We start from the raw sequence: 24,221 nt of genomic DNA, 5'->3' as shown, positions 1-24,221 counted from the left end.
GGTCCCTCGTCCCAGTGTATTGATTTAATTATATATTTAAAATAGGAATGCATTAAGGCCCATCTAAATCAAAAGGTGGGCCTTTTATGTTTCATAATCAATATTAAGTTCAGCATTAGTTTGTTACTCAGCGATTTTGTACTTTCAGAAGTGGGAAAGTGATGCCGTCGCTCTAATCCCCTAATTTCTATGTACGGACACTACTTTTCCGTATTCTACAGTTAAGTAGATTTTTTCTGGAGGGGTAGAGGAGGTACTTTCAAGATACATATTTTCATTATCGATACTTTTTATCGCCATTTTAATATTTTGTTGATTTTCAATATGGTATTTATTTGTACTTAATCTTGTTTTAAATACCTCTGAATAAGAGTTTAAATTAGTGATGAATTGTTCTTTGTTTCTATTAATTTCATCAAATAAATTGTTAATCGAAGATATTGAATAATCAATACTATTTTGTGAATCTCCATATAGTTCCATTAATTTTAAACATCCATTTAAATTCATAAATAGCAATTTTAATAGTTCTTCATATTGATTATATTCTTCTATTATTTTTGTGATATTGGATAATTGTTCTCGAGTTTGCCAAATCCAAGGTTTTTTCTTTAAATCAGAAACTTGTGTAGTTATATCTATTTGGTCTCTTTTTATAGAACGAATATCAGTAATACTCTCTCTAAAAATTCTTTCTAATTCATTCATTACTCGATCATTCAAATCAGCATTTAAATACATATTATATGCTCTTTTTAAATAATCATATGATCCCTCTGCACGGCCGTAGTATTTATTCTTTTCCATTGATATTAAGCGTTTCAGAGACTGTTGAATTAATGCCAATTCTTTTCTAATCTCTTGTAAATGCTCTTGCTAAACTACAACTGTAAGTGTATTCATAGCGAGTGCTTTTATTTGTGCAGGGTTATTTTTTAGTGGTTTTAGATTAGCATTTTCAACGATAGTGCCACGATTATTAACTGCCGTTGCACGTTTATACCCATCTTTTTTGGAATCCATTATTCTTAAAGAGCCATTTTTTATTTCATTTTGAACAGATTCTGAAAATACTACTTCATAGACTCCTTTCTTTTTTGATAAAAAAGGTATATTAGTCTTTGCAAGTTGTAGTATTTCATTTGAGTAAGATGTTAATTTTTCATTTGTCTCTATAGGTTTTAAAGAAGTTAGTAAGGACTCATCAATCTTTTGTATTGTGATTGGGGTGTTCAGATGATCCTGAAAATGAACAGATGGAGTATTTTTAGGTGAAACTTCGACATTTGATTGTATAGTTATTACGGAAGAGGTATTTTTCCTTTTAAAAAATAAAATAGCAGCGAAAATAATGAAAATAGTAATGGCTAAAGCTATATATATAAAGCTTAAATCATTCATTCTATATTGAACCAACTTTCTGATTAGTAAATAGCTATTAAATATTATAAATAAAATAAGGTTACGTGGACAGATTAAGGATAATGGAGAAAATACCTTTAAACGGTAATCAGTGAATGACTAGGGGGAAGATGAGACTATTTTGATATTTTGGAGTTTGACAATACAGACAGATACAATGAAATGAAAATAAAAAGTAATGAGTCATTCAAATGCATCTAATAATATACAAGGCCCACTTTTCAAATGAAAAGTGGGCCTTTAAATTTGTTTACAGTCTTATTAAATAAACGTAAATGTATCATCTTAGCAATTTACTTGCAGAGCGTGGGACAGTGAACCTGTCCCCATCGTCCCACTAGATTTCATGGGACAATGTACCTGTCCCTGTTGTCCCAGCTGTTGTTCCAGCCACCACTTCTTCCTCTTGTCGGTAATGGGCATACTTTTCTTGAACGAAGAGGATAGCGATTCCGCCGAGTAATGCGGCCATGCCGATAAAGGTGAAGTTCATTTGCGCGGATAGGTTCATTGTTAACAATACCCCTACAAATGTTGGAGCGAATATGCCGCCAACGCGTCCAAATGCCATGGCTGCACCTACTCCTGTTGAACGAACTTCTGGTTGGTAGTATTGAGACACAAAAGCATTACTGATGTTTTGAACACCAACTGATGCAGCGCCGATGATGCCGACTAATACATAGGCAAGTGCTGTGTTGTTTGTTAATCCGATCGCACACAATGCGATGAAGCCTAATAAATAGAGAGGTACCATAATTCTTTTAAAGCCCCATTTATCCGTTAGTCGACCAAAGATAATCGTCCCCACGATTGCTCCTGCATTTAAAGCAACGACAAACAATAAACTATTTCCTAAACTGTAACCTGCTTCAATCATCAATTTTGGTAACCAAACGTTCATCGCGTAAATAAGAACGAAAGCTGAGAAACATGAAATCCAGAACATGATGGTGCTTAGTGCCAGTTTGTTTTCAAACAGTTTCGCGAGTGGTGAACCGCCAGACTTACTAGCTGGTTTTACAAAGACTGCATTTGGCGCAAGTGTCACTTCAGGATCCAACTTACTATAGATTTTTCGTACTTCTTCGTCTCTTCCTTTTGATAATAAGAAGTTTGCTGATTCTGGTAGCTGTTTCATCAAGAAGGGGATGAATACTAATGGAATTGCTGCAATCCAGAAAATCGGTTTCCAACCCATTTCAGGTAAAACGGATTTACTAATCATCGCTGCCGCCATGGCGCCAATTGAATATCCACAGAAAATGAACGACACGATGGCCCCTCTAATTTTTTTCGGTGCGTATTCAGTTGATAGGGCAATGACATTTGGCATTACGCCTCCTAGACCAAGTCCTGCGATCACTCGCATTATTGTGAATAGTACAGGTCCTCCGGCGAAAGTTGAAAGTGCAGTGAACAAGCTAAACATAATCGTACAAATCATAATGACTTTTTTACGTCCGATTTTGTCTGCCATTAAACCAAAAACTACGGCGCCAACTGCAGTTCCAGCGGCTGTATAGCTCCCTATGGCTCCTGCTGTAACCGGAGAGATGGACCATTCTTCCATTAAGGAAGGCACAATGGAACCATAAATCACAACATCATATCCATCCATTAAGATTATAAAAAAGCACCAAACGATGAGGGAAAGATGGAAGCCACGAAAGCGACTGCGGTCGATGGTTTCATTTATTTGTATAGCATTCATTGTTTATTCCTCCTTTAACAGGGACAGGCACCTCGTCCCATTTTTCTGGGACGGTGCGCCTGTCCCTCTTGTCAAATAACTTTATTGATTGAAAGCTTCAACGCGTTTACGCGCTAAAGTGAAAATTGTAAAAAAATATACTACTAAAACAGGGGGGAAAGTTCTCCGCCTCATATTTTTTGTGAGGCAGTGGACCTGTCCCTAGTGTCCCGGAATTTATTACTTCACCACATAAACGCTTCGACGCGTTTATGCGCTAAAGTGCAGTGCGTAAAAAAATATATAATCGTGGGACAATGAACCTGTCCCCTTGTCCCTAAATCTCAAAGTCTACAATAATTGTATCCTCTACGCCAATTTCCTTAAGGTAAGATAGGATTTCCTGATGGGCTGGGTGAGGGAGATAGTTTTCTAAAGCTACACGGTCTTCTAGACGTGCTGTTAACCCCATATCGTAGCCTTTGCTTCGCTCTGAAAAGTTGATGCCCTGCCGAATATCAATGATACCAGGGATTTTCTCCTTTAACTCAAGCGTACGGCGGATTAGCTCTTGCTTTTGTTCTAACGTTGTTTCTGGAGAAAATTTAATTAAAACGATATGTTCAATCATGGTGAGTAATCCTCCTATTTGTTAATCTCGGTCAAATATAGTGGGACAATGAACCTGTCCCTATGTCCCTATTTGCTATTCAACGATTCTTTATCGAACCCTGCAATTTGCTTATATTTATTGGCGATTTCTGAAAGTTCCTCGTAGGAAATTACATCGTCTAAGTTGTCAAAGCCGTTTGGTGCACGATCTTCAACGATTTGCATGACTTGTTCAGGTCCGTTTTGACGATTCGTTAATACAATATTTGCTGTTGCATCAAGGCGTAATGCTTCATATTCTTTTAAGGCAAGTTCAGCATCAGGTTGGCCTTTAATTACTCGTCCAAGAGCATCCGCATCTAAAATGGCTTGTGATGCACCATTTGAACCGATTGGATACATTGGGTGTGCAGCATCACCAAGTAATGTCACGCGTCCAAATGTCCATTGTGGAAGTGGGTCACGGTCAACCATTGGGAATTCATAAACTGCTTTTGCTTCTTCAATGATTTTCGGCACATTTAGCCAACCAAAGTCCCAATTTTTAAAGGCAGGCGCAAATTTCTCTTTATCGATTTCTTTGTTCCAGTCTGCGCGGTCTGGCATTTCATCGATTGAAAGCTCAGCAATCCAGTTTACAAGGGAACGACCTTCTTTTGCTAATTCTGGACTAATTGGGTACGAAACAAATTTCTGATCTTGGTAACCCGCCATAATCATCGAGCGCCCTGTTAAGTATGGAGTTGACTCCGTAATACCACGCCATAAAATTCTGCCGCTGTATTTTGGAAGTCCTTCGTTTGGATAAAAGTGTTTTCGCACGACTGAATGAATGCCATCTGCCGCGATTAGGATATCCGCACGATATGTACCAACATGTTCACCTGTTTTTTTATTTTCAAAATGAGCAACCACGCCATCCGCTTCGTTTTCAAAAGAAGTGAGGTGATGTCCAGTGAACACAGCTTCTTCACCTAATTGTTCCTTAACTGCATTTAGGAGTATCATTTGAAGTTCACCACGGTGAATAGAGTATTGTGGCCATTTATAGCCTGCATTCAAGCCGCGATCTTCTTGCCAGATTTTCTTCCCAAATTTATTCACATACATCAGTTCAGCTGTTGGTAAGCCTGTTTTTTCGAGCTCTTCCGATAAACCTAGCTCAGTTAATACTTTAACGGAATGGGGCAATAAATTAATTCCAACCCCTAGCGCTTTAATCGTTTCAACACTTTCAAACACTTTCACTAGCACACCAACGCGGTGAAGTTTAAGGGCAGTCGCAAGCCCTCCGATTCCTCCGCCGACGATAATTGCTGATTTAATATTCGGCAAAATAATCCCTCCAAAAAATATTTAGTTATGTTTCATTATTACACATGTTCGTTGTTCATTCTACTAAAGTTTAAAGATTTTGATAATTTTTGAGTGGGACATAGGGGACAGGTCCCTTGTCCCAGTACACCGATGAAATGATATATATAATAGGAGAGCACAAGGCTCACCTAAAATATATAAGTGGCCCGATAATATTTCCATTAAACGTAAATTGGTCCTCCAGCTCGCGAAAAGTGGGACGGTGTACCTGTCCCCACCGTCCCACATTCACCGACTCCAGTGTTAAACAAAATCGAACTACTTTTATGAAATACGACTCAATAAAATGGTAAAATTTATAGTAGGGACAGTGTACCTGTCCCTCATGTCCCAATTACATAAAAAGGATGGACGTCACTCCATGAAATCTAAGAAAAATGTATTAATGTTGATCATACTAATAATTTGTATATTTGCCATGCTCTATATAAGCAGGGGCTATTTAGTTGTAGATGAAGCGCCAAAACAGGCAGATGTCATTATCGTACTAAGTGGAGACGAAGGTCGGTTAGCAAAGGGTGCTCAACTTTATAATGAAGGCTACGCAGATTATGTACTTTTAACAAAAGCGAATGAAGAGTTTATTACAAAAGAAGAGGCAATCAATTTTGGAATTCCAGAAAGTCAAATCATACTGGAAGAGGAAGCAACGAGTACTTATACAAATGCAACCTACGCCAAATTATTATTAGAAGAACATCAATTCAACTCAAGCATCGTTGTGTCATCTGACTATCATATGCGAAGAACGAAACTTTCCTTTGAGAGGGTATTTAAAGGATCAGATATGGAGTTAACTTATGTTGCGGCACCGCTACATGGTGAAGTCGGGGAAATCTCCATTCAAACTGCAATCAAAGAATATATCAAATTGGTTGGTTATACTTTAGGGATGTATCGTTTTATTGATTTGGAAGATTGACGTGGTGGGACGCGGGGACAGGTACATTGTCCCAGTCGATGAGGTACCAGTCACTGAAAAAGGTTTTGCACCCGTTTTTACTAGAGAAACATTAAAAACAAGCAAGTAGTAATGATTTTTATTTTCAATATAAGGGCATTTTCTCTCCGAAATCGAAAATGTAACATTTCCTCAAAACTACTCGTCTAAGTATAAAAGGAGGCTTGCCGCCAATATGAGTAATAAGATTATTCTATTCTGTTTCATCGCAATTGCTAGTCTACTGTTTGCTTGTGGTTCAGAGAATGTTGAAAAAGACGTTAAAGCGACTTTCGTGGGAACGATTCAAGAAATTAATGGGGATAGTGCAATCATTGATGCAGCAGAAGAAGACGGAAAAATGCTTGGGCAAATAAGCATTAATCTCGCCGTAAATCCGAATGAAACGTTTCAAATAGGTGATCGAGTAAGAGTAGGTTATGACGGAATGATTATGGAATCAGCTCCGGCCCAAATAAAAACCCTTTCAGTAGAAAAAGTAGAATGAACTACAAACTACCAATAAAGACTAATCTTATATTCAATAATAGTGCGCAATTCGATTCTAAGGATTGTGCTTTTCTTTATATTGAGGGGCACATTCTTAAGGAATCGGCGTTGGCTTTGCTTTTAAGGCCATATTAAGGCAAACTTACTAGACTTTTCTGTAAAATACCAAAATTCAATAAAATATAGAGATAAGTTCCCAGGAAGAAAAATCCCTCCAACTTTTTATTGCACTCATGAAGTTTCTTCAAAAAGTTTATTTAAATATCAACAAAAGTGATATATCATACCAACATGGACTATGAGAAATTGTACAGGACATGGTTCGAGACGTTCAGGACAAAAAATCTTACGTTGATGAATATAAAAAGGATATAAATATGAAATAATGCTAGAATATTAGTGGTTCCATAGTGTTACTTATTTATTAAATATTTATTCCTTTTGATGAATGCAAAAAGGGAGGAAAGTGTGATATATAGACTAGAAAACACTTTGTTTAACTTATTGGTCCAAGAAAATTATTCAGCTCTTGAAAAAGAAAAACTAAGGTTTGGTATCCAGATCGTGTTATCCGAATTAATAAAATTGCTTATTATTTATTTAGCTGCTATTTTATTAGATTGTGTGCTACCAACTTTCATAACACACCTAGCCTTCTTAATTTTAAGGCAAGTTTGTTTGGGTTACCATTTCAATGGTTTATTCACTTGTATTGTATGGAGTATTATTACATTTCCAGTGGCTGTTAAATGTTTAATGGAACTTCATCATCATCTGAACTTTTCAAGTGCTACTCTATATGTAATTTTCTGTATCTTCTTGCTAATGGTTTATCTACTTGCGCCAAAAGGGACGGTAAATCAGCCCATTATTAATGAAAAACATTGCCGCTTTTTAAGAAAGAAAATGTGTTTTCGCATGTTACTATTAATTGGGGTGTTCTTTTTCAGTTCAGTGGAAATAAAGCTATTAATCTCTTATGGAGTTTTAATAGAAGTCATCATGTTAACTTTACAAACAACAATAAAAGGAGATGTTTCAAATGAATAAAGAGAAAAAAATGAATTGGTTCAATGTTAAATTTCATGCATCAAAAATAGCTGCAGCCCTTGTAGCAGTAGGATCAACGGCTACGGTTATGTCTTGTACGATCTGGTTCCATGAGAAGAAAGTTCCTGAACAGTTACTTAACAATAACCCATTTGCAGATGATAAAGAATAAAGGTATTGACATGTAATGGAACTATTTATATTAAGCATCATTGAATTTATTATTCTATTTTGGGCAATAAGCTACGCAACACAAATAAAAATGAGTATTAAGCGCATCTTAGCTTTTATCTTGCTAAGCATGTGCCCCTCTATCCTTATTTTTCAATTAATTGGTCAATGGCAAGGAATTGTTTTCTTATTAGTGAGTTCGTTTACATACTTTTTTTGGCTTTCTCGAGCGTTTCTGACTCTTATACATATCTGCTTTGTATTAATTATTGGTGTTTTTACGGACAATCTAACGCAAGTTGTAATGAAAGCTTTCCCATATGACGCCCTTCCAGGGATGTTAGAACATTACTGTATTTTCACGGTTTTATTTATTCTTTGTATCATCATTTATAAGCACTCAACTAGAAAAATATATAAGTTGCTAGAGGAAATGAAAACAGCGTATATACTTATTCTTATTATTGCGCTGGTGACTATGAGTACGTTCTATATCAACCTTTATCTGACGGAATACTTATCTGAGGATAACTTGTTGAAGTTTAATATCATTACACAGATTACATATTTTACGATTATGCTCTTTGTTCTATATTTAACAATCGTTAATATTAAGAAGGAGAACCATTTTCGAAGAGTTGAAATTGAAACCGCTCAGTTTACAGATTATATGCGGTCGTTAGAAGTAATCAATAATGATATGCAAAAGTTCAGACATGATCACGCTAATATTTTAGCATCTATGCAGGGATATATAGAAGTCAATGATTTTGAAGGCTTAAAAAAGTATTTTAAAAAACATATTTTCTCGGCAGAAGAAGATACGCTCAAAAGAAATATGCGTTTGGCTAATTTATCGAAGTTACAAATTACGGGCATAAAAGGTTTAATTTTAACCAAAACCCTGCAAGCCGAAAAAGAGGGGATAACGGTTAATATTGAAGTTCCAGATGTGATCGATGAGCTGAATATGAATATAATTGATATTGCTAGAATACTAGGAATCTTCTTAGATAATGCAATAGAGGCAAACATGCAAAATCATACTGATAAGGAAATAGATATTGCCATTTTTAAAAGTAGGTCAAATTCCATTATGATTATTATCGAAAACACAATAGAGGATGATCATTCTGTGAAGATCGATAAAATATTTAATGATGGTTTCTCAACAAAAGGAGAAAATCGTGGAAAAGGACTTAGCACTGTTAGAAGTATTATTAATACATACCCTAATGTGGTGTTGCGTACGAATGTAAATAACGGTGTATTTAGTCAAATTATTGAAATGGCAAAAAGTGAGGGAAGTTAATGAAAGTTGTCATATGTGAAGATCATCCACAGCAACGAAAATTGCTCCATACCATTATAAAAAATTATGCCATGATGAATCATCCGAGTGTTGAAATAGCCCTTGTTGCTTCTGATGCGGAGCAGGTTTTAAGTTATTTAGAAAATAATAAAGCTGATTGTTATTTCCTAGATATCGAACTTGGGGATGGCAGTAATGGGATTCAACTTGCGGATGCAATTAGAAAAAACGACCTCTTAGCTAGTATTATTTTTGTAACGAATTATTCGGAAGCATTAAAACTGACGTTTAAATACAAGTTAGCTGCCTTAGATTATATTATCAAAAGTTCTTACGAAAATTTCTCAGAAGAGATCATTGGAGCATTTGAAAGTGCAGTTGAAAGATACGAAAAATTGGGACAGACAAAAACGACAAACGTTTTCCAAATTAAGATGGGGGAATTGATAAAGAATGTCCCTTATGAAAATATTTACTACTTTGAAACATCCGAGGATTTCCATAAAATACGCCTTTACGAGAAGAATGGGGTATATGATTTTTATGGCAAACTGAAAGACATCGAAGAAATAGATTCTACCTTCTTTCGATGTCATAAAAGTTGTGTCATAAACCTCCAGCATATTATTGAAATCAATAAAAAAGATAAGTATGTCAAATTAGTAAATGGAGCGAAATGTACTGTCTCTTTCCGAGCGATGCGCAATATCATAAGTAAAGTAAATGAATCCTTAGTTAAAATTGAATAATTGAAGAAAAAGACTCGTCATGACGGGTCTTTTTTTTATGGAGATGATAAGGTTTTCGTCTTAGAAGGGGATTACAAATTACGATAATGATTGATAAGTGAACGCTTATGAAAGATTCGTCCTTAAGGCTGAATTTACGGTTAGAATAGGTATGGAAGTTAAAAGAACTGAATAGTACGATACCATTTTACGAAATGATTAAAGGGTAAGGAGATGTATTATGTATCATCAGTCAAATGAGTACAACGCGGAAACGTGCTTGGACCTTGCATTAAATCTTCTTATACAAGTAGGGAAACTGCAGAAAATTGTCGTCCATAAAATGATTAAGGAAGACAATTATAAAGAATTATACGAACTGTTAGAGAATGGATATGCCAAAGGGAAATCATTAACTTTATATAGACCACTTAGATTCACTTCGATCAACTGTCTATCCGAAGCATTATTATATTTAGTTGATTTACAAATACTTGAACATACAGAAACCCTTACAATTATCGAAGCAGAAAGTTATGTAGGAGTTTTTAAATTGTTAGAAAGAAGAATCCAACAGTACACTCTTTTATATTGCCAGAAAAAAGCAACTTAATCTCTGGACGTAAAAAGCTATTCCTTGATTGAATAATAATAAAATCGCTAATAAGACTAAGTGGCTTCTTCTATTTTACAGCATGGGAAAACATATTATTTACAAGGAGCCGTTAAAGTGGAATTAAGAAAGAAATCTTATGAAGAATATTTAAAAGATAGATCTAAAAAAATAAAAGAAATAAAATCACGATTATCAAGATTAGAGACACCAGATAAAATATCAAATGAATGCTTGGACGAAATTAGAGCACGCGTAAAAGCAAAGCATGATACTTTCCTTAAATTAATAGGATCTTGCCTAGAAAAGAATGAAAAGATTACGTTAGATACCATTGAAAATGTTTATATTAAAGGTAACTATGACAAACTTCAAGATATCTAGACATTAGGAAACTTATGGCAAGAAAGATCGACTAAAAGAGAAGAACAAAATTACTGAACAACCAACAAGGCTACCAGCTTTTTAGAAATCTTTATATAAATCAGCATTATTCTAGGATCCCTTTTGATCATTTCGAAAGGGATTCCTTCTTGTCTAAATCAGAGTGGTATTTACTTGGGAAATTTTTGATTCGCTCCTCAAACTGGCCAGATTGTTGAAAATCGGAATGGTTATATGAAAGTAGATGGAACTTAGGGACTTTTTCTTTAACTTAGCAGGTATAGTTAATAAAGAATAGGTCTAAAAATAAAGAGTAGTAAATCAAATTTCATTCAATCGATACATAAGGAGAGAATTGAAATGTTCAAAAAATTAACGATCACAGCGTTCGCCCTACTTTTATTAACAGCATGTGGTACAGACACAACAGAAGAAAATGTAAGTACGACCACTCAACCAAGTACTGTAAGTGAAGTCAACATGACAAATATAAATAATAAAACAAGTGCTGTGGGAGTTTCTAGTAATACACAAAACTTGGCGACAAATGGTGACCTAACAAATCCAACTGTCTCTATGACAGAGGCGGTAAACATCTTTAAAGAAGCTTATCCAGATGCAAAAATCGAATCCATTGACTTAGATACCGAGTTTGGTCGATTACATTATGATATAGAGGGTTTTGATTCATCAAAAGAATATGAAATAGAAATTGATGCAACTACAAAAGAAATAAAAGAAAATAAAGTTGAAACAGATAGAAGAGATACTAATGAATCATTAGATTTTTCAGCTATAATTGACCCAGCTGAAGCAATTGAACATGCTTCTAAAAAAACCGAAGTAGAAGGACTTTCTCCTACAGGATGGTCGCTTGAGGCAGAACATGGAAAACAAACGTATACGATTGAATATGAAAAGAATGGCTCCGATATAGAAATTAAAATCAATGCTACAACCGGAAAAATCTTAAAAGTAGAAATAGATGACTAATAACAGGTGAATGGTTCTTTTAGAGGACAATTGGAAGATTTGCGCACAAAAGGGCATGATGAGTAGATTTAGCTACTCATTATGCCCTTTATATGTTTTCTTGTATGTACTTAACGTAAAACTTTTGATTTAAAATCTTCACTATACTTTAGAAGAGTGGATCATGATTTAGTTATTCAATTACAGGAGGCTCATTTCATTAATTAGGAATGCGTCTGTTTTCATCAGTTAAGGACCATTAATTAAAATATTTATGCTGAAAATGTTGGAAATTGTGAAGCGATTTGCTAAAAACTAATCGTGCTTAAGTTTATCGAATAAAGTAACCATTTCTATTTTCCCCGAATAATATGAAAACGATTGAAATTACTAAGGGGGAAACTCGATATGTATTACGGGAATTATAATCCTATGTATTTACAAAATACCCAAAGGATTTCTGCACAACAGGCACAACAAATTGCACTTGGAAGAGTACCTGGGCAAATATTACATGTAGATTTGGATATGGAGAACGGTATTTTAGTATACGAAGTTTACATTATGACGCCGCAAAATAGAGTATATGAAGTTGAAATCAATGCGAAATCAGGGCGTATTGTAAAAGTAGAGCAAGAAAATGATCATGATTTTTATGATTAAAGTAACCAACTAATGAAGTTATTCCGTTAGGATCGGGCGCATTTCAAGATAAGAATTGCGTCTTTTCTTCATGAAAAGGGCATGAGAAAAATCATATGCCTTTGGTTTTAGATCTTATTAAGCGTGAAAAAAAGCCATAAAAAAGGAAATTTCAAATATGAAATTTCCTTTTTTATATTTTTAGTATTTATTCATTTAATTTAAATTTTTTTAAATAATATTGCAAGTTTTGTCTGGACATATAAAGTATTTCCGCAGTTCGTGTCACGTTGTAGTTCGTTGATTCTAATATATTTTGAATTTCTTCTTTCGTTATTCTTTTTCTGGTTTTTATCGGAATGTCTGTCCTTATGGGTTCTGTTAGTAAATGAGATTGAATTAACGATTTTGGTGCTACTTTTGAAGAGATGATCGTTTCATATTCATCTGTTTGAATATACATATTTTCCATTAGGTGTTTTAATTCCCTTATATTTCCCGGCCAAGGATAATTAATTAATAATTGCTCTAACTCTGGTGAAACGTTCAAAATCGAGCGGTTATATTTTTCATTTAGTTTATTTAAAAAATATTGAATGTAATATTTAATGTCGGCTTCACGATTTCGTAGTGGTGGTATTTCGATTGTCGTCTTGGCAATTCGATAATATAAGTCTAATCGCAATTTATTTTCATTAATTAGTTTTTGAGGATCTTCATTGGATGCTGTAATAATGTTGCAATGAATCGGAATTAATTTATTGGAACCAAGTCTACGTATTTTTCTTTCTTCTAGTACACGAATGATTTTGGATTGCAGAGATAACGGTAACGAATTGATTTCATCTAAAAATATCGTTCCTTCCTGTGCGCTTTCAAATAATCCGATTTGATCGCTCGCCCCTGTAAATGCTCCTTTTGTGGAACCGAATAACGTGATTTCTAATAATGTCTCCGGAATAGCAGCGCAGTTGACCGCGACAAAGGGGTGATTCGAACGAGAACTATGATTATGAATGCTTTGGGCAAAAAGTTCTTTTCCTGTCCCAGTTTCACCAATTAATAGTATATCTAGATTATACAGTGCTACATTTTGCGCTTGCTTTATTACGCTTGATATTTCGCTACTAACCCCTTTAATATCCTCAAATGTAAAAGAAGTGCCATTTTTATTTATATCAACGTACATCTGATTTGATGGTGAAGAATATAGTTTTCGTTTTAATTCTAGCGTTTCGAATAATAGCTCTTTTAATTTAGTTTCGTTTATACAAATAGAAAATGCACCTATTGATTGAGAATCATTGATTAGCGGATATGTACTATATTTCAAATACTGAGGTAAATTGTTTGAAAATGCATGGGCGTGGTAGCGTCCTATGATAGGTGTTTTAGTAGAAGAAACTCTACGATGTTCTGAATTTTTAGAATCGATTCGATAAATATCCCATAAATACTTTCCTAATACTTCAGATTTTTTCATGTTTTCGAGCTTTTCTTGAGCGGCATTATAGATGAATATTTTTCCTTCTTCATCACTTGCCATAACACCATCATTTATATGTTCCATTATTTGTTCATATATAGCTAATCGTTTTAATAATAGGTCATCAACATGGATGGTATTCATTGTAATGATTTGGAATGTTCGCTGATTTAAATGGTAAAAGGTCTTCTTACAGTTGAATTTTTTATTCTTACTAGTGAAGATGTGTTGTTCAATAGTAGTTTCATCGAAATAGTCATTGACTTGTTGGTTAACGACTTTTTGTGGATCAAAAAGCGAGAGTATCAAGTTGTTTTCTGAAAGGATCAGAACAACTTCATTGAGCTCTTTTAAAACTTCCTCTAATTCATATAAGTGCATAATTCCCCTCCGATTTTGCAGCAAAATTTTTCTATTTTTTCTGCAAAAATAGAAAAATTGTTTTTATTTAGGTCTATATTAAACTATAACATTCTTAATTATCAAACTTTTTTTAATATTTATAAAGTTGGCATGAAAATTGCTTAATAATAAGTGAGCACATCAATAAATAGATAGGGGGAGGAAAATGATTGGTTATAAGATCTGGGCTATTGTTTGTTTAATTATTTATTTTTCAGTTCTATTGGCATTAAGTTTACGAAAGCCCAAAAAAGATAAAGAATCTGAGGAAGATTTCTTTTTAGCAGGACGCTCTTTTTCACACTGGGCGCTATCAATAACATTTGTTGCTTCGTGGTTTGGTGGGTCTTCAGCTGTCGTATCAATCGACCAAGCATTCGAACAAGGGATTAGTGCATGGTGGATTATTGGTTCGCCATCGGTATTAGCAGCAATTGTATTAGTGTTGTTTGCTAAATTAATCCGAAATGTTGGATCAATTTCTCAACGTCATATTATGGAGAAGCGATACGGGAAAACAGCCGGTGTATTGGTGAGTGTTATTGTGATCTGGTATATGATTACATTTGCTGCATCTCAGACTGTATCATTAGGAAAGTTTTTCTCATCTATGTTTGGCACGACGTACTTTACAGCTATTCTGATTGGGATTGTAATTGTAGCAATTTATTCATCAATTGGTGGATTTAGAGCTGTTGTAATTACTGATAACATCCAGTTTTATAGTTTTGTATTAGGTTTGATTATTTTAATGGTTGTAGCCGTTTCACATGCGGATGGTTTTTCAAATATTTTCGCCATTAAAGACATGCCTGGAAGAGAAAATCATCTTGATTTCTTCGCTAACTTTAAAACGAATTTCTTCTACATGTTGTCATTTGGTTTAGCTTGGATTATTAGTGCTGATGCTTGGCAACGACTTGCGGCTACGAAAAATGCGAAAGAAGCGAAGATGATGCCACTAGGAGGTTTATTTATCTTTATTCCTCTTTATATATTTGTAGCGATTATTGGAGTGGCAGCAGGCGTTATTTATACAGAAATGCCTAAAGAAGGAATTGTAGCAGCATTAACTTTAGATTTCTTAGGACCTGTTTTAGGTATGGTTGTATTTTTAGGAATTGCTTCTGCAATATTATCCACAATGAGTTCAGCAGTTAATTCAGGGGCGCTTTATGTAAGTGATTTCTATTTAAGCTATATCAACTCAAATGCGAGAGAGAAAGATATTAAGAAAATCGGTGCAATCGCAACAGTTTCAATTAGTATTGTAGCGATGATTATAGCACTTCGAATTCCAGATACGTTATGGGTTTTATGGCTTTCCAGTGACATTTTAGCAGTCGGTGTATTAGTTCCATTATTAGGATGTTTCTTATGGAGAAGAGCAACATCTACTGGTGCAGTTTCCGCAATTACCATTGGGAGTGCCTTTGTATTATACAATTTCATGATTGATTTAGGCGTGAAATTACCATATTTTTGGCCAATCGGAACAAATCGAATTTTGATTGGTATGATGATCAGTTTAGGTGTGTTCATTATTGTAAGTTTATTAACGAAGCAAGAATATGAAAATGCAGATGAATTCCTTAAAGCGGCACATGGAGGAGAAGTAGAAGAAATAGAGACAGAATTAAATAAACCGATTAACGAAGCTAGCGTATAAAAAGAGAGTTAGAGAATAAAAAACTAGATGAAAGGAGTTGTAACATGGAGAGCTTCCAAGATGTCGTTACAACTTATAATACGGATATTGAGCCTCAAGACTTTAGACATATTATTGGGCACTTTATGTCAGGGGTTAGCGTAATTACAACATCGCTAGACGGTCAGCAATATGGTTTAACTGCCAGTGCTGTCACGTCTCTATCTTTAGAGCCACCGATGTTAATAGTTTGTATCAATCAAAATGCCGGAACAAGCCATACCATTTCACAAAAGAAGCAGTTTGTCGTGAACATATTGCATGAGGAGCAAGGAAGTATTGCGAAACAATTCGCAACACCGAGCGACGATAAGTTTAAAGGTATTGAGGTTGGGAAAACCGCAACGGGCTTACCCGTATTAGCTGATTGTCATGTATCAATCGCATGTGAATTAGTAGAAGAACATGTTGGAGGGACCCATAAAATTTTTATCGGTCGACCAACTGAAGTGATCATACACGAACAAACAAAACCTCTTGCCTATTACAGAGGGAAATTTGGAAAATTTATTCAAGAATAAGGAGAGATGCTAAATGGCACTAATGACAGGTAAACAGTATAAGGAATCATTAAATGATGGAAGAGAAGTCTATATTGATGGAGAAAAAGTAACAGGTAATATTGCAGATCATCCAGCGTTTAAACCAATTATTGATGTAAAAGCAAGAATGTATGATATCAATCATGAAGAAAAGTATAAAGATCGTTGTACAGTAACAACAGAAGACGGCGATGTGATTTGCCGAGGCTATAGTATGCCAAAAACGAAAGAAGATTTAACAAGTATTCGAACTTACGTAGAAACAGTGTTAGATGATCTTGGTGGCGTAGTATATCGTGTTGGTGATGAAACAATTGGTGAAATGTGGTCATTATTTGATGCACAAGAAACTTTAAATGAAATAGATCCAACATATGCAGATAACATTAAAAATCATATCGAACGTATTGCAAAAGAAGATATTTACCACGTATCTGCAAATACGGACCCAAAAGGAGATCGCTCGAAACTATTCTCTGGAAAAGCAGGTGCTGAAAATAACCTTCTTCGCGTAGTAGAAGAAAATGATAAAGGGATTGTCGTAAGCGGTGCTAAATTTGAAACTGCTGCGGTATATGCTCACCAAGCATTTGTAAAACCAACAATTTCTAACTGGACAGATGAAAGTATGTTACCTTATGCATCTGGATTTATTTGCGATATGGGTGCACCAGGGTTAAAACATATTTGTCGTTCACCATTAGGAAAAAATAGATCGAAAGAAAACTATCCGATTTCAACTCAATTTGATGAAATCGATACATTGTTAGTATTCGATAACGTATTAATCCCATGGGAAAACGTACTATTCCATAATAACTTAAAATCTGTTCAATTCATCCGTAAAAACGTACACCGTTATTCAGCGTTTAATTATGTAATACGTTTATTACGTCGTGCAGACTTATTACTTGGTACAGCGGTTTTAAATGTGGAACAAACAGGTTTAACAAGCTTACCAGCTGTTCAAGAAAAATTAACAGAACTTATTTGCTATCGCGAAACAATCAATGCTCATTTAACAGCGGCTGTTGCGAGTGCAGAATTAAGCCCTGGCGGATTAATGATGCCAAATCAATCACTACTATACACTGGTCGTATTTTTGCATTAAAACATTTCCCAGCAATGGCGCATTTAACTCGTGAATTAGTGGGAGGACAAATCGCAATTACTCCGGATATTGAAACAATTAATCATCCAGAAGTGAAACCATACATTGATCAATTCTTTACAATTGGTGACTGGAATGCAGAAGAACGTACAAAACTTCTTTATTTTGCACGTGATTTATTAGATTCTTCACATGCTGGACACCAAATTTCCTTCGAGTTATTTGCACAAGCGCCACCGTTTGCACAATATGCTGCTACATTTAACAACTTTGATTTAAATCCTGCACGCGAATTGGTGAAAAAAGCAGCGAACATTAAATTACCTGAATTAGTTCGCTAATGAATTGACCTGTATCGGAGTAAAGTAATCACTTTACTCCAATATATTTTTTTAAAAAAGGAGGAATGAGATGATATTTCATAATCAAGTACCTAATTTGACTAGCTGCATCTTAGTCATCGGTACATTTGATGGCGTTCATAAAGGACATCAATATTTAATTAGTGAAGCAAGAAAAAAGGCTAAGAAACAAAATGTACCATTGGTTGTTTATACGTTTTCACTTCCTCCTAAAGTATATTTTCAAAAAACGATTCAACTATGTAGTTTGGAGGAAAAAATTAATCGGCTAAAAAAACTAGGAGTCGATCAGATTATTGTTGCACACTTCAATGAAACGTATATGAAAAAAACGAAAGACGAGTTTATTGAAGAACTTAAAAAATTACAACCATTAACCATCTATATCGGAAGTAATTTTCGCTTCGGTGCAGGGCGTAAAGGTGAGATTTTAGACTTACAACGTGTTTTTGATGTAAATGTAAGTGAAATTCAAGTTAGTGCAGATGGTGAAGCAATTTCATCTAGTCGTATTCGAAATTTAATCAATTTAAAACAATTTTTAATGGCTGAAAGTTTATTAGGTTGGACATATGAGAAAGGTGGATTACATGACTACGAAATTAGAGCTTAACATTGATACAGATCAAGTTGTTCGAAACTTTTTAGAGTGGGCAAAAATCGATGCACCTAGCACGAAAGAAGGGTTCATCGCAGAACAAATAGAAAAGAAATTACAATCGTTAGGATTTACGATTCAGTATGATGAAGCCCACCATCATTTTGATGGAGAAGTCGGGAATATGATTGCTTATTGGGAAGGTACGATGCCAGATTTACCCCCACTATTTTTATCAACCCATATGGACACGGTATTACCAACGAAAGGGTTAAAACCGATTATTCGCGATGATGTGATTTATTCTGATGGCACTACGATTTTAGGGGCAGATGATCGAGCAGCGCTAACTGCTTATATCGAAGCGATTGAATATATTCAACAAAACAATATTCCAAGTGGACCAATTGAATTAATCTTAACAGTTAGTGAACAACAAGGTTTAAAAGGCGCAAGATATTTAGATTACAGTAAAGTTCAAAGTAAATACGGTTATATTTTTGACAGCGACGGAGATGTTGGCCAAATCATTACAAAGGGCCCTTTCAGTAGTAAGTTTCATATTGAAGTCATTGGAAAAGCGTCTCATATTGGATTGAATCCAAAAGAAGGAATTAATGCATTTATTGTGGCGGCAGATGTACTAAAGGCAGTCCCACAAGGTGAAATTAAAGAAAACGTATTAGTGAATATTGGGATCATTAATGGTGGCGATTTATCTTCAATTATTCCTGGATCAGTCAATATGATTGGAGAGGTACGCACCTTCACACAAGAAGATTTAAATAATACACTAGATACAATTTATTTAACGGCATCAAAGGCAACGCAAAGTCATACAGCTTCTGTTAATTTTACGGTAGAGAAAAAATATATCGGCTTTGAAATTGAGAAAAATCATTTATTAGTGGAAAACGCCATTGAATCGTTTAAAGATGAAAACATATCGTACTATGTATGCGACACATTAGGTGGTGCGGATACAAATACATTAAATGAAAATGGTTTAGTTTGCATCACACTAGGAAATGGATTTAAAAATTTGCACACGTATCAAGAGCATATTAGCATAGAAAACTTAGTGAACGCTGTTAAAACAGCCGTTGAATTAATAATAAAATGGCGTGAAAATCATATTGAAGAAAGTGAAGAATAGAGATGCAGTCAGTTGATTTAATTATTCGTGATGCTCAAGAAATTATAACGTGTGTAGGAAAAGCTTCCAATGATATTGGCTTATTAAAAAATAAAAGCATTGCGATCAAAGGAGAAACAATCCTTTGCATTGCAGATTTTGAAGAGATTGCGACTAATTATCATATCGATTCAGCACAAATAATCGAAGCAAATGATAAAGTCGTGAGTCCTGGATTTATTGATTCACACACGCACCTTGTGTTTTCAGGATCAAGGGTTGCGGAATATGCAGCAAAGGTTGCTGGAGAAGACTTAGATTTATTGCGTAAGCAAGGTTTATTAATGGGACCACATGAAACAATTAAGCAAACGCAAAAAGAAAGCTTTGAAAGTTTACTAGCTCAGTCCAAAAAAAGAGTAGAAAAAATGGTGAAATATGGCATTACGACGATTGAAAGTAAAAGCGGTTATGGTTTAACGGTTGAAAGTGAAATCAAAATATTAGAAGTAAGCAAACAGTTGAATGAAGTAACCGATGCCGACATTATTAATACTTTTTTAGGTGCGCATGGAATACCTGATGATTTAACAAAAGCTGAGTATATCAAAGTCATCATAGAAGAAATGATTCCACAAGTAGCAGAGAAGAACTTAGCTGTATTTTGCGATGTGTGGTGTGATGATGGATACTTTACGAAAGAGGAATCTCGAGAAATTTTAGAGGCTGGTTTGAAATACGACATGCTTCCAAAAATTCATGCCGATGCTTATTCCGATATTGGAGGTTCCGATTTAGCTGCTGAAATGGCAATGGTTTCAATCGATCATTTAAATTATACGCCTAAAGAAATATTAGATAATTTAAGAGAAAAAGATGTAACAGCCGTATTAATGCCTTCTTTAGATTTTGCCGTAGCTCATAAAAGACCATTCAATGCACGAGAAATATTGGATCGTGGCGTAACGGTAGCGTTAGCAACCGATTTATGTCCAGCGAGCTATACAATGTCCATGCCATTTGTTATTAATTTGGCATGTCGTTTATATCAGTTTACTATTGAAGAAGCGATTAAAGCAGCAACATACGGTGGAGCGCGTGCTTTAAATTTATCTGATAGAGGTATGCTAAAAGAAGGATTGCTAGCGGATATTTTAATTTGGGATACAAATGATTATCGCAATATAGCTTATTATTTAGGAGATAATCTAGTAGAACATGTTGTAAAAAGAGGTAGGATGATCTTTTAAAAAATAAGTTGCACTGTTCTAAAGGATTGTTTGCAAGTATTTCTATTTGGTATTTTAAATAATAATATTATAGCAGAAGTCGACGGAATGCTTCTAATATAGGGTAAATAATACAATATAAAAATACATCCATTAAATCTTTATTGAGATAATGGATGTATTTTTTATTGTGGTCTTTTAATAAAGATTGATAAAAAACTGTATGGAATGCAGTTTTCTTATTCCGTAAGCGGGCCATTTAATGGAAGAATACCATGAGCTTAATTTTCTAACTTTAATGGGAAATTAAGCTTTATATCATTGAATTTCATCAACTTTGTAAATAGATTTTTTCTACGTATACCTATGAGTCATTATAATAGATCAAAAAAATTCGATTTATTAGTTGCATATTCAGAATTAATTTATTTATACTTTATATATCAAAAAGATTTGATGAAAGGAAAAGCGAATATGACTGTAATGACAAATCAGTTCGAACAATATGAAAAGAAATTTAAGGCTTTAGCCGATCAGAAACGATTAGAAATCATGTACGTACTTTGTCAAAAAGGGCAAACGTGCGTATGCGATTTAACAGAAACTTTTGGAATGACCCAATCTAAACTTTCTTATCACCTTAAAATTTTATTGGATGCAAATTTGATAACAAAGGAGACTAAAGGAACTTGGAGTTATTATGATTTGAATGATGATGAAGTAAACAATTTATTATCTGAAGAACTTTGTTGTGTATTTAGAAAAACTGGAAAAGGTAGCTGCTGCTAATTTTTTTTAGTTATTAAATCAATTTTTTTTGATTAACCATATAACATAGGGAGGAATTTATTATGAAATACGTTCATGTTGGGATAAATGTTACGAATTTAGAGAAGTCCATTGAGTTTTATCAAAAGGTATTTGGTGTTTCGCCAGTAAAAGTAAAACATGATTATGCCAAGTTTTTATTAGAAAATCCGGGGTTAAACTTTACTCTAAATGTTCGTGATGAAGTGAAGGGGAATCAAGTAAATCATTTTGGTTTTCAAGTTGAAACAAGCGAAGAAATTACTGTTCATAGGGAAAGACTCGAAAAAGAAGGGTTCTTTGCACGTGATGAGATGGATACAACATGTTGTTATGCCGTACAAGATAAATTTTGGGTGACAGATCCAGACGGTAATGAGTGGGAGTTTTTCTTTACTAAGGCTGATAGTGATATTCATAAAATTGAATCTACTTCTTGTTGTGTAGTTCCTAATGGAAATACAAGTAGTTCTTGTTGCTAGTAAAAAGAAAGTGTATTTGTGATGGAGGTTAAGTTTTGTGATTACAACAATTTTAGCAACAATAATTTTTTTAGCAACACTTATTCTCGTTATCTGGCAGCCAAAGGGATTAAATATAGGATGGAGTGCAAGTGGCGGTGCTATTGTAGCTTTACTATTAGGGGTAGTCGATTTTAACGATGTGAATGAAGTAATCGGCATTGCTTGGAATGCAACACTATCATTTGTGGCAATTATTCTTATCTCATTAATTTTAGATGAAATAGGGTTATTTGAGTGGGCAGCTTTACATATGGCAAGAGTTGCAAATGGTAATGGGATTAAAATGTTTGTCCTTGTAAGTATTTTAGGTGCAATTGTTGCAGCACTATTCGCAAATGATGGTGCAGCTTTAATTTTGACACCAATTGTTTTAGCAATGGTTCGTAACTTGGAATTTAAAGAAAAGACGATTTTTCCATTCATAATGGCGAGTGGATTTATTGCAGATACGACATCTCTACCTTTTGTAGTAAGTAACTTAGTTAACATTGTATCGGCAGATTTCTTTAATATCGGATTTGTTGAGTATGCCTCAAGAATGATTCTTCCAAATATTTTTTCTTTAGTAGCAACAATTACGGTCTTATTAGTTTATTTTAGAAAAAGTATTCCTAGAGAGTACGAGTTATCCAAATTAAGAAAACCACACGAAGCGATTAAGGATTTAAAAATGTTCCATCTTTCTTGGTATGTGCTTGGCTTATTATTAATCGGTTACTTTACGAGTGAGTTTATTAACACACCAGTATCTATTGTAGCCGGAATCATCGCTATCTTCTTTTTAATCATGGCTAGAAGAAGTAGTGTTGTGAATACAAAAGTAGTTGTAAAAGGTGCACCGTGGAATATTGTATTTTTCTCGATTGGTATGTATGTGGTTGTATACGGTTTAGGGAATGCTTGGCTAACGGAATCATTAGCTAGTGTCATTCAAGCAACTGCTGAACAAGGTTTATTTGTTGCAACAGTAGGCATGGGCTTTATAGCAGCTTTCTTATCGTCTTTGATGAATAATATGCCAACTGTAATGATAGACGCATTAGCAATTGCAGAAACAAATACTTCTGGAACAGTAAGAGAGGCTCTTATTTACGCTAACGTTATTGGTTCTGATTTAGGTCCGAAAATTACACCAATCGGTTCGTTAGCAACTTTAGTGTGGCTTCATGTCTTATCTTTAAAAGGAGTTAAGATTTCATGGGGAACATATTTCAAAACAGGTATTGTTTTAACAATCCCAATTTTATTTATTACGTTATTGGGATTATATCTATCATTATTAAATAACTAAGGAGAATTATGTTATGTCAAAACAATCAATTTACTTCTTATGTACAGGAAACTCTTGCAGAAGCCAAATGGCAGAAGGTTGGGCAAAGAAATATCTAGGTGATGAGTGGAGTGTATACAGTGCTGGTATAGAAGCACATGGATTAAACCCAAATGCTGTAAAGGCCATGAAAGAAGCCGATATTGATATTTCCGGTCAAACATCAGATATTATTAATCTAGAAACTTTAAATAATGCTGATTTGGTAGTTACATTATGTGGAGATGCTGCTGATAAATGTCCAATCACACCACCACATGTTAAACGTGAACATTGGGGATTTGATGATCCAGCCGGAAAAGATTGGTCCGAATTTCAGCGTGTTCGTGACGAAATTGGTGAACGAATTAAGCAATTTAGTGTAACAGGGAAATAAGAAGAACTTTGTATAAATAAATACAGACGAAAATCTCCTGAAATTATTTAATATTACCCATTTCGCTTTTCAATAATCGGGCGCATTTCGGTAGTGACCCCTTAAAGTTAGAGTTTTTATTATGCAGCTAATTGGCTGGCATGTTTTCGGTAATTTACTGGACTCATGCCGGCCAATTTTTGTT

Annotated in this window: 26 protein-coding genes; 20 read left to right on the top strand and 6 right to left on the bottom strand. The window is 34.5% G+C overall.

Annotation, left to right across the window (positions count from 1 at the left end; genetic code table 11):
* Positions 1-180: 180 nt before the first annotated feature.
* The 5 genes from JOD29_RS16415 to JOD29_RS16395 all read right to left on the bottom strand — a co-directional run bounded on the left by JOD29_RS16415 (position 181) and on the right by JOD29_RS16395 (position 5,062).
* The gene (locus JOD29_RS16415) at positions 181-807 is read right to left on the bottom strand and encodes a hypothetical protein (protein WP_205101715.1); all 627 of its coding nucleotides are present in this window, start codon (positions 805-807) and stop codon (positions 181-183) included.
* 69 nt (positions 808-876) lie between these two features.
* Complete coding sequence (locus tag JOD29_RS16410) at positions 877-1,401, bottom strand: hypothetical protein (protein WP_124766600.1); 525 nt, start codon at positions 1,399-1,401, stop codon at positions 877-879.
* Between the two features lie 358 nt (positions 1,402-1,759).
* Positions 1,760-3,136 (bottom strand): MFS transporter, encoded by a 1,377-nt coding sequence (locus tag JOD29_RS16405; protein WP_124766599.1) that lies wholly within the window; start codon positions 3,134-3,136, stop codon positions 1,760-1,762.
* Positions 3,137-3,452: 316 nt separating this feature from the next.
* Positions 3,453-3,746: a Dabb family protein gene (locus JOD29_RS16400; RefSeq protein ID WP_124766598.1), complete on the bottom strand. Its 294-nt coding sequence runs from the start codon at positions 3,744-3,746 to the stop codon at positions 3,453-3,455.
* Positions 3,747-3,814: 68 nt separating this feature from the next.
* On the bottom strand, positions 3,815-5,062 hold the full coding sequence (locus tag JOD29_RS16395) for a flavin-dependent oxidoreductase (protein ID WP_124766597.1): 1,248 nt from the start codon (positions 5,060-5,062) through the stop codon (positions 3,815-3,817).
* Between the two features lie 328 nt (positions 5,063-5,390).
* Here JOD29_RS16395 and JOD29_RS16390 point away from each other — a divergent pair, with 328 nt between their 5' ends.
* The 10 genes from JOD29_RS16390 (at position 5,391) to JOD29_RS16345 (ending at position 12,447) form a co-directional block, all read left to right on the top strand.
* Positions 5,391-6,026 (top strand): YdcF family protein, encoded by a 636-nt coding sequence (locus JOD29_RS16390; protein ID WP_124766596.1) that lies wholly within the window; start codon positions 5,391-5,393, stop codon positions 6,024-6,026.
* A 214-nt stretch (positions 6,027-6,240) separates the two neighbouring features.
* Positions 6,241-6,552 (top strand): DUF3221 domain-containing protein, encoded by a 312-nt coding sequence (locus tag JOD29_RS16385; protein WP_124766595.1) that lies wholly within the window; start codon positions 6,241-6,243, stop codon positions 6,550-6,552.
* Between the two features lie 470 nt (positions 6,553-7,022).
* Entirely contained in the window at positions 7,023-7,604 is a 582-nt protein-coding gene (locus JOD29_RS16380) for an accessory gene regulator ArgB-like protein (RefSeq protein WP_158610601.1), read from the top strand.
* A complete protein-coding gene (locus JOD29_RS16375) occupies positions 7,597-7,776 on the top strand; it encodes an AgrD family cyclic lactone autoinducer peptide (protein WP_158610600.1) in 180 nt (59 codons plus the stop codon). Before JOD29_RS16380 ends, JOD29_RS16375 begins: the two co-directional genes overlap by 8 nt.
* A 15-nt stretch (positions 7,777-7,791) precedes the next feature.
* The gene (locus tag JOD29_RS16370) at positions 7,792-9,087 is read left to right on the top strand and encodes a sensor histidine kinase (protein WP_124766592.1); all 1,296 of its coding nucleotides are present in this window, start codon (positions 7,792-7,794) and stop codon (positions 9,085-9,087) included.
* A complete protein-coding gene (locus tag JOD29_RS16365; RefSeq protein ID WP_124766591.1) occupies positions 9,087-9,836 on the top strand; it encodes a LytR/AlgR family response regulator transcription factor in 750 nt (249 codons plus the stop codon). Before JOD29_RS16370 ends, JOD29_RS16365 begins: the two co-directional genes overlap by 1 nt.
* A gap of 220 nt (positions 9,837-10,056) precedes the next feature.
* Positions 10,057-10,428 (top strand): hypothetical protein, encoded by a 372-nt coding sequence (locus JOD29_RS16360; RefSeq protein ID WP_124766590.1) that lies wholly within the window; start codon positions 10,057-10,059, stop codon positions 10,426-10,428.
* A 117-nt stretch (positions 10,429-10,545) separates the two neighbouring features.
* Positions 10,546-10,812: a hypothetical protein gene (locus tag JOD29_RS16355; RefSeq protein WP_124766589.1), complete on the top strand. Its 267-nt coding sequence runs from the start codon at positions 10,546-10,548 to the stop codon at positions 10,810-10,812.
* 360 nt (positions 10,813-11,172) lie between these two features.
* Positions 11,173-11,805, top strand: coding sequence for a PepSY domain-containing protein (locus JOD29_RS16350; RefSeq protein WP_124766588.1), 633 nt, complete (start codon positions 11,173-11,175; stop codon positions 11,803-11,805).
* Between the two features lie 387 nt (positions 11,806-12,192).
* Positions 12,193-12,447 carry a PepSY domain-containing protein gene (locus JOD29_RS16345; protein ID WP_124766587.1) on the top strand — a complete coding sequence of 85 codons (255 nt, stop codon included), beginning with the start codon at positions 12,193-12,195 and terminating at the stop codon, positions 12,445-12,447.
* Positions 12,448-12,634: 187 nt separating this feature from the next.
* Here JOD29_RS16345 and JOD29_RS16340 read toward each other — a convergent pair whose 3' ends face one another.
* Positions 12,635-14,293 carry a sigma-54 interaction domain-containing protein gene (locus tag JOD29_RS16340; protein WP_124766586.1) on the bottom strand — a complete coding sequence of 553 codons (1,659 nt, stop codon included), beginning with the start codon at positions 14,291-14,293 and terminating at the stop codon, positions 12,635-12,637.
* A gap of 187 nt (positions 14,294-14,480) precedes the next feature.
* Here JOD29_RS16340 and JOD29_RS16335 point away from each other — a divergent pair, with 187 nt between their 5' ends.
* The 10 genes from JOD29_RS16335 (at position 14,481) to arsC (ending at position 24,037) form a co-directional block, all read left to right on the top strand.
* Entirely contained in the window at positions 14,481-15,983 is a 1,503-nt protein-coding gene (locus JOD29_RS16335; protein ID WP_124766585.1) for a sodium:solute symporter family protein, read from the top strand.
* Between the two features lie 44 nt (positions 15,984-16,027).
* Positions 16,028-16,543 (top strand): flavin reductase family protein, encoded by a 516-nt coding sequence (locus tag JOD29_RS16330; protein ID WP_124766584.1) that lies wholly within the window; start codon positions 16,028-16,030, stop codon positions 16,541-16,543.
* A 13-nt stretch (positions 16,544-16,556) separates the two neighbouring features.
* Positions 16,557-18,017 carry a 4-hydroxyphenylacetate 3-hydroxylase family protein gene (locus JOD29_RS16325; protein WP_124766583.1) on the top strand — a complete coding sequence of 487 codons (1,461 nt, stop codon included), beginning with the start codon at positions 16,557-16,559 and terminating at the stop codon, positions 18,015-18,017.
* A gap of 70 nt (positions 18,018-18,087) precedes the next feature.
* Positions 18,088-18,651: an FAD synthetase family protein gene (locus tag JOD29_RS16320; RefSeq protein WP_124766582.1), complete on the top strand. Its 564-nt coding sequence runs from the start codon at positions 18,088-18,090 to the stop codon at positions 18,649-18,651.
* Positions 18,629-19,792, top strand: a complete 1,164-nt coding sequence (locus JOD29_RS16315) for a M20/M25/M40 family metallo-hydrolase (protein ID WP_124766581.1) — start codon at positions 18,629-18,631, stop codon at positions 19,790-19,792. The genes JOD29_RS16320 and JOD29_RS16315 overlap by 23 nt, the downstream gene beginning before the upstream one ends.
* A 2-nt stretch (positions 19,793-19,794) precedes the next feature.
* Entirely contained in the window at positions 19,795-21,021 is a 1,227-nt protein-coding gene (gene hutI, locus JOD29_RS16310) for an imidazolonepropionase (protein WP_124766580.1), read from the top strand.
* A gap of 462 nt (positions 21,022-21,483) precedes the next feature.
* A complete protein-coding gene (arsR, locus tag JOD29_RS16305; protein ID WP_124766617.1) occupies positions 21,484-21,789 on the top strand; it encodes an arsenical resistance operon transcriptional regulator ArsR in 306 nt (101 codons plus the stop codon).
* A gap of 62 nt (positions 21,790-21,851) precedes the next feature.
* Positions 21,852-22,289, top strand: coding sequence for an ArsI/CadI family heavy metal resistance metalloenzyme (locus tag JOD29_RS16300; protein WP_124766579.1), 438 nt, complete (start codon positions 21,852-21,854; stop codon positions 22,287-22,289).
* 37 nt (positions 22,290-22,326) lie between these two features.
* Positions 22,327-23,622: an arsenic transporter gene (locus JOD29_RS16295; protein ID WP_124766578.1), complete on the top strand. Its 1,296-nt coding sequence runs from the start codon at positions 22,327-22,329 to the stop codon at positions 23,620-23,622.
* A gap of 13 nt (positions 23,623-23,635) precedes the next feature.
* Positions 23,636-24,037, top strand: coding sequence for an arsenate reductase (thioredoxin) (gene arsC, locus JOD29_RS16290; RefSeq protein WP_124766577.1), 402 nt, complete (start codon positions 23,636-23,638; stop codon positions 24,035-24,037).
* Positions 24,038-24,221: the final 184 nt, after the last annotated feature.

Origin of the sequence: Lysinibacillus composti, from assembly GCF_016908465.1 — a bacterium.
GTDB lineage: Bacteria > Bacillota > Bacilli > Bacillales_A > Planococcaceae > Ureibacillus > Ureibacillus composti_A.
This window is presented reverse-complemented; position numbering and strand designations above follow the sequence as displayed.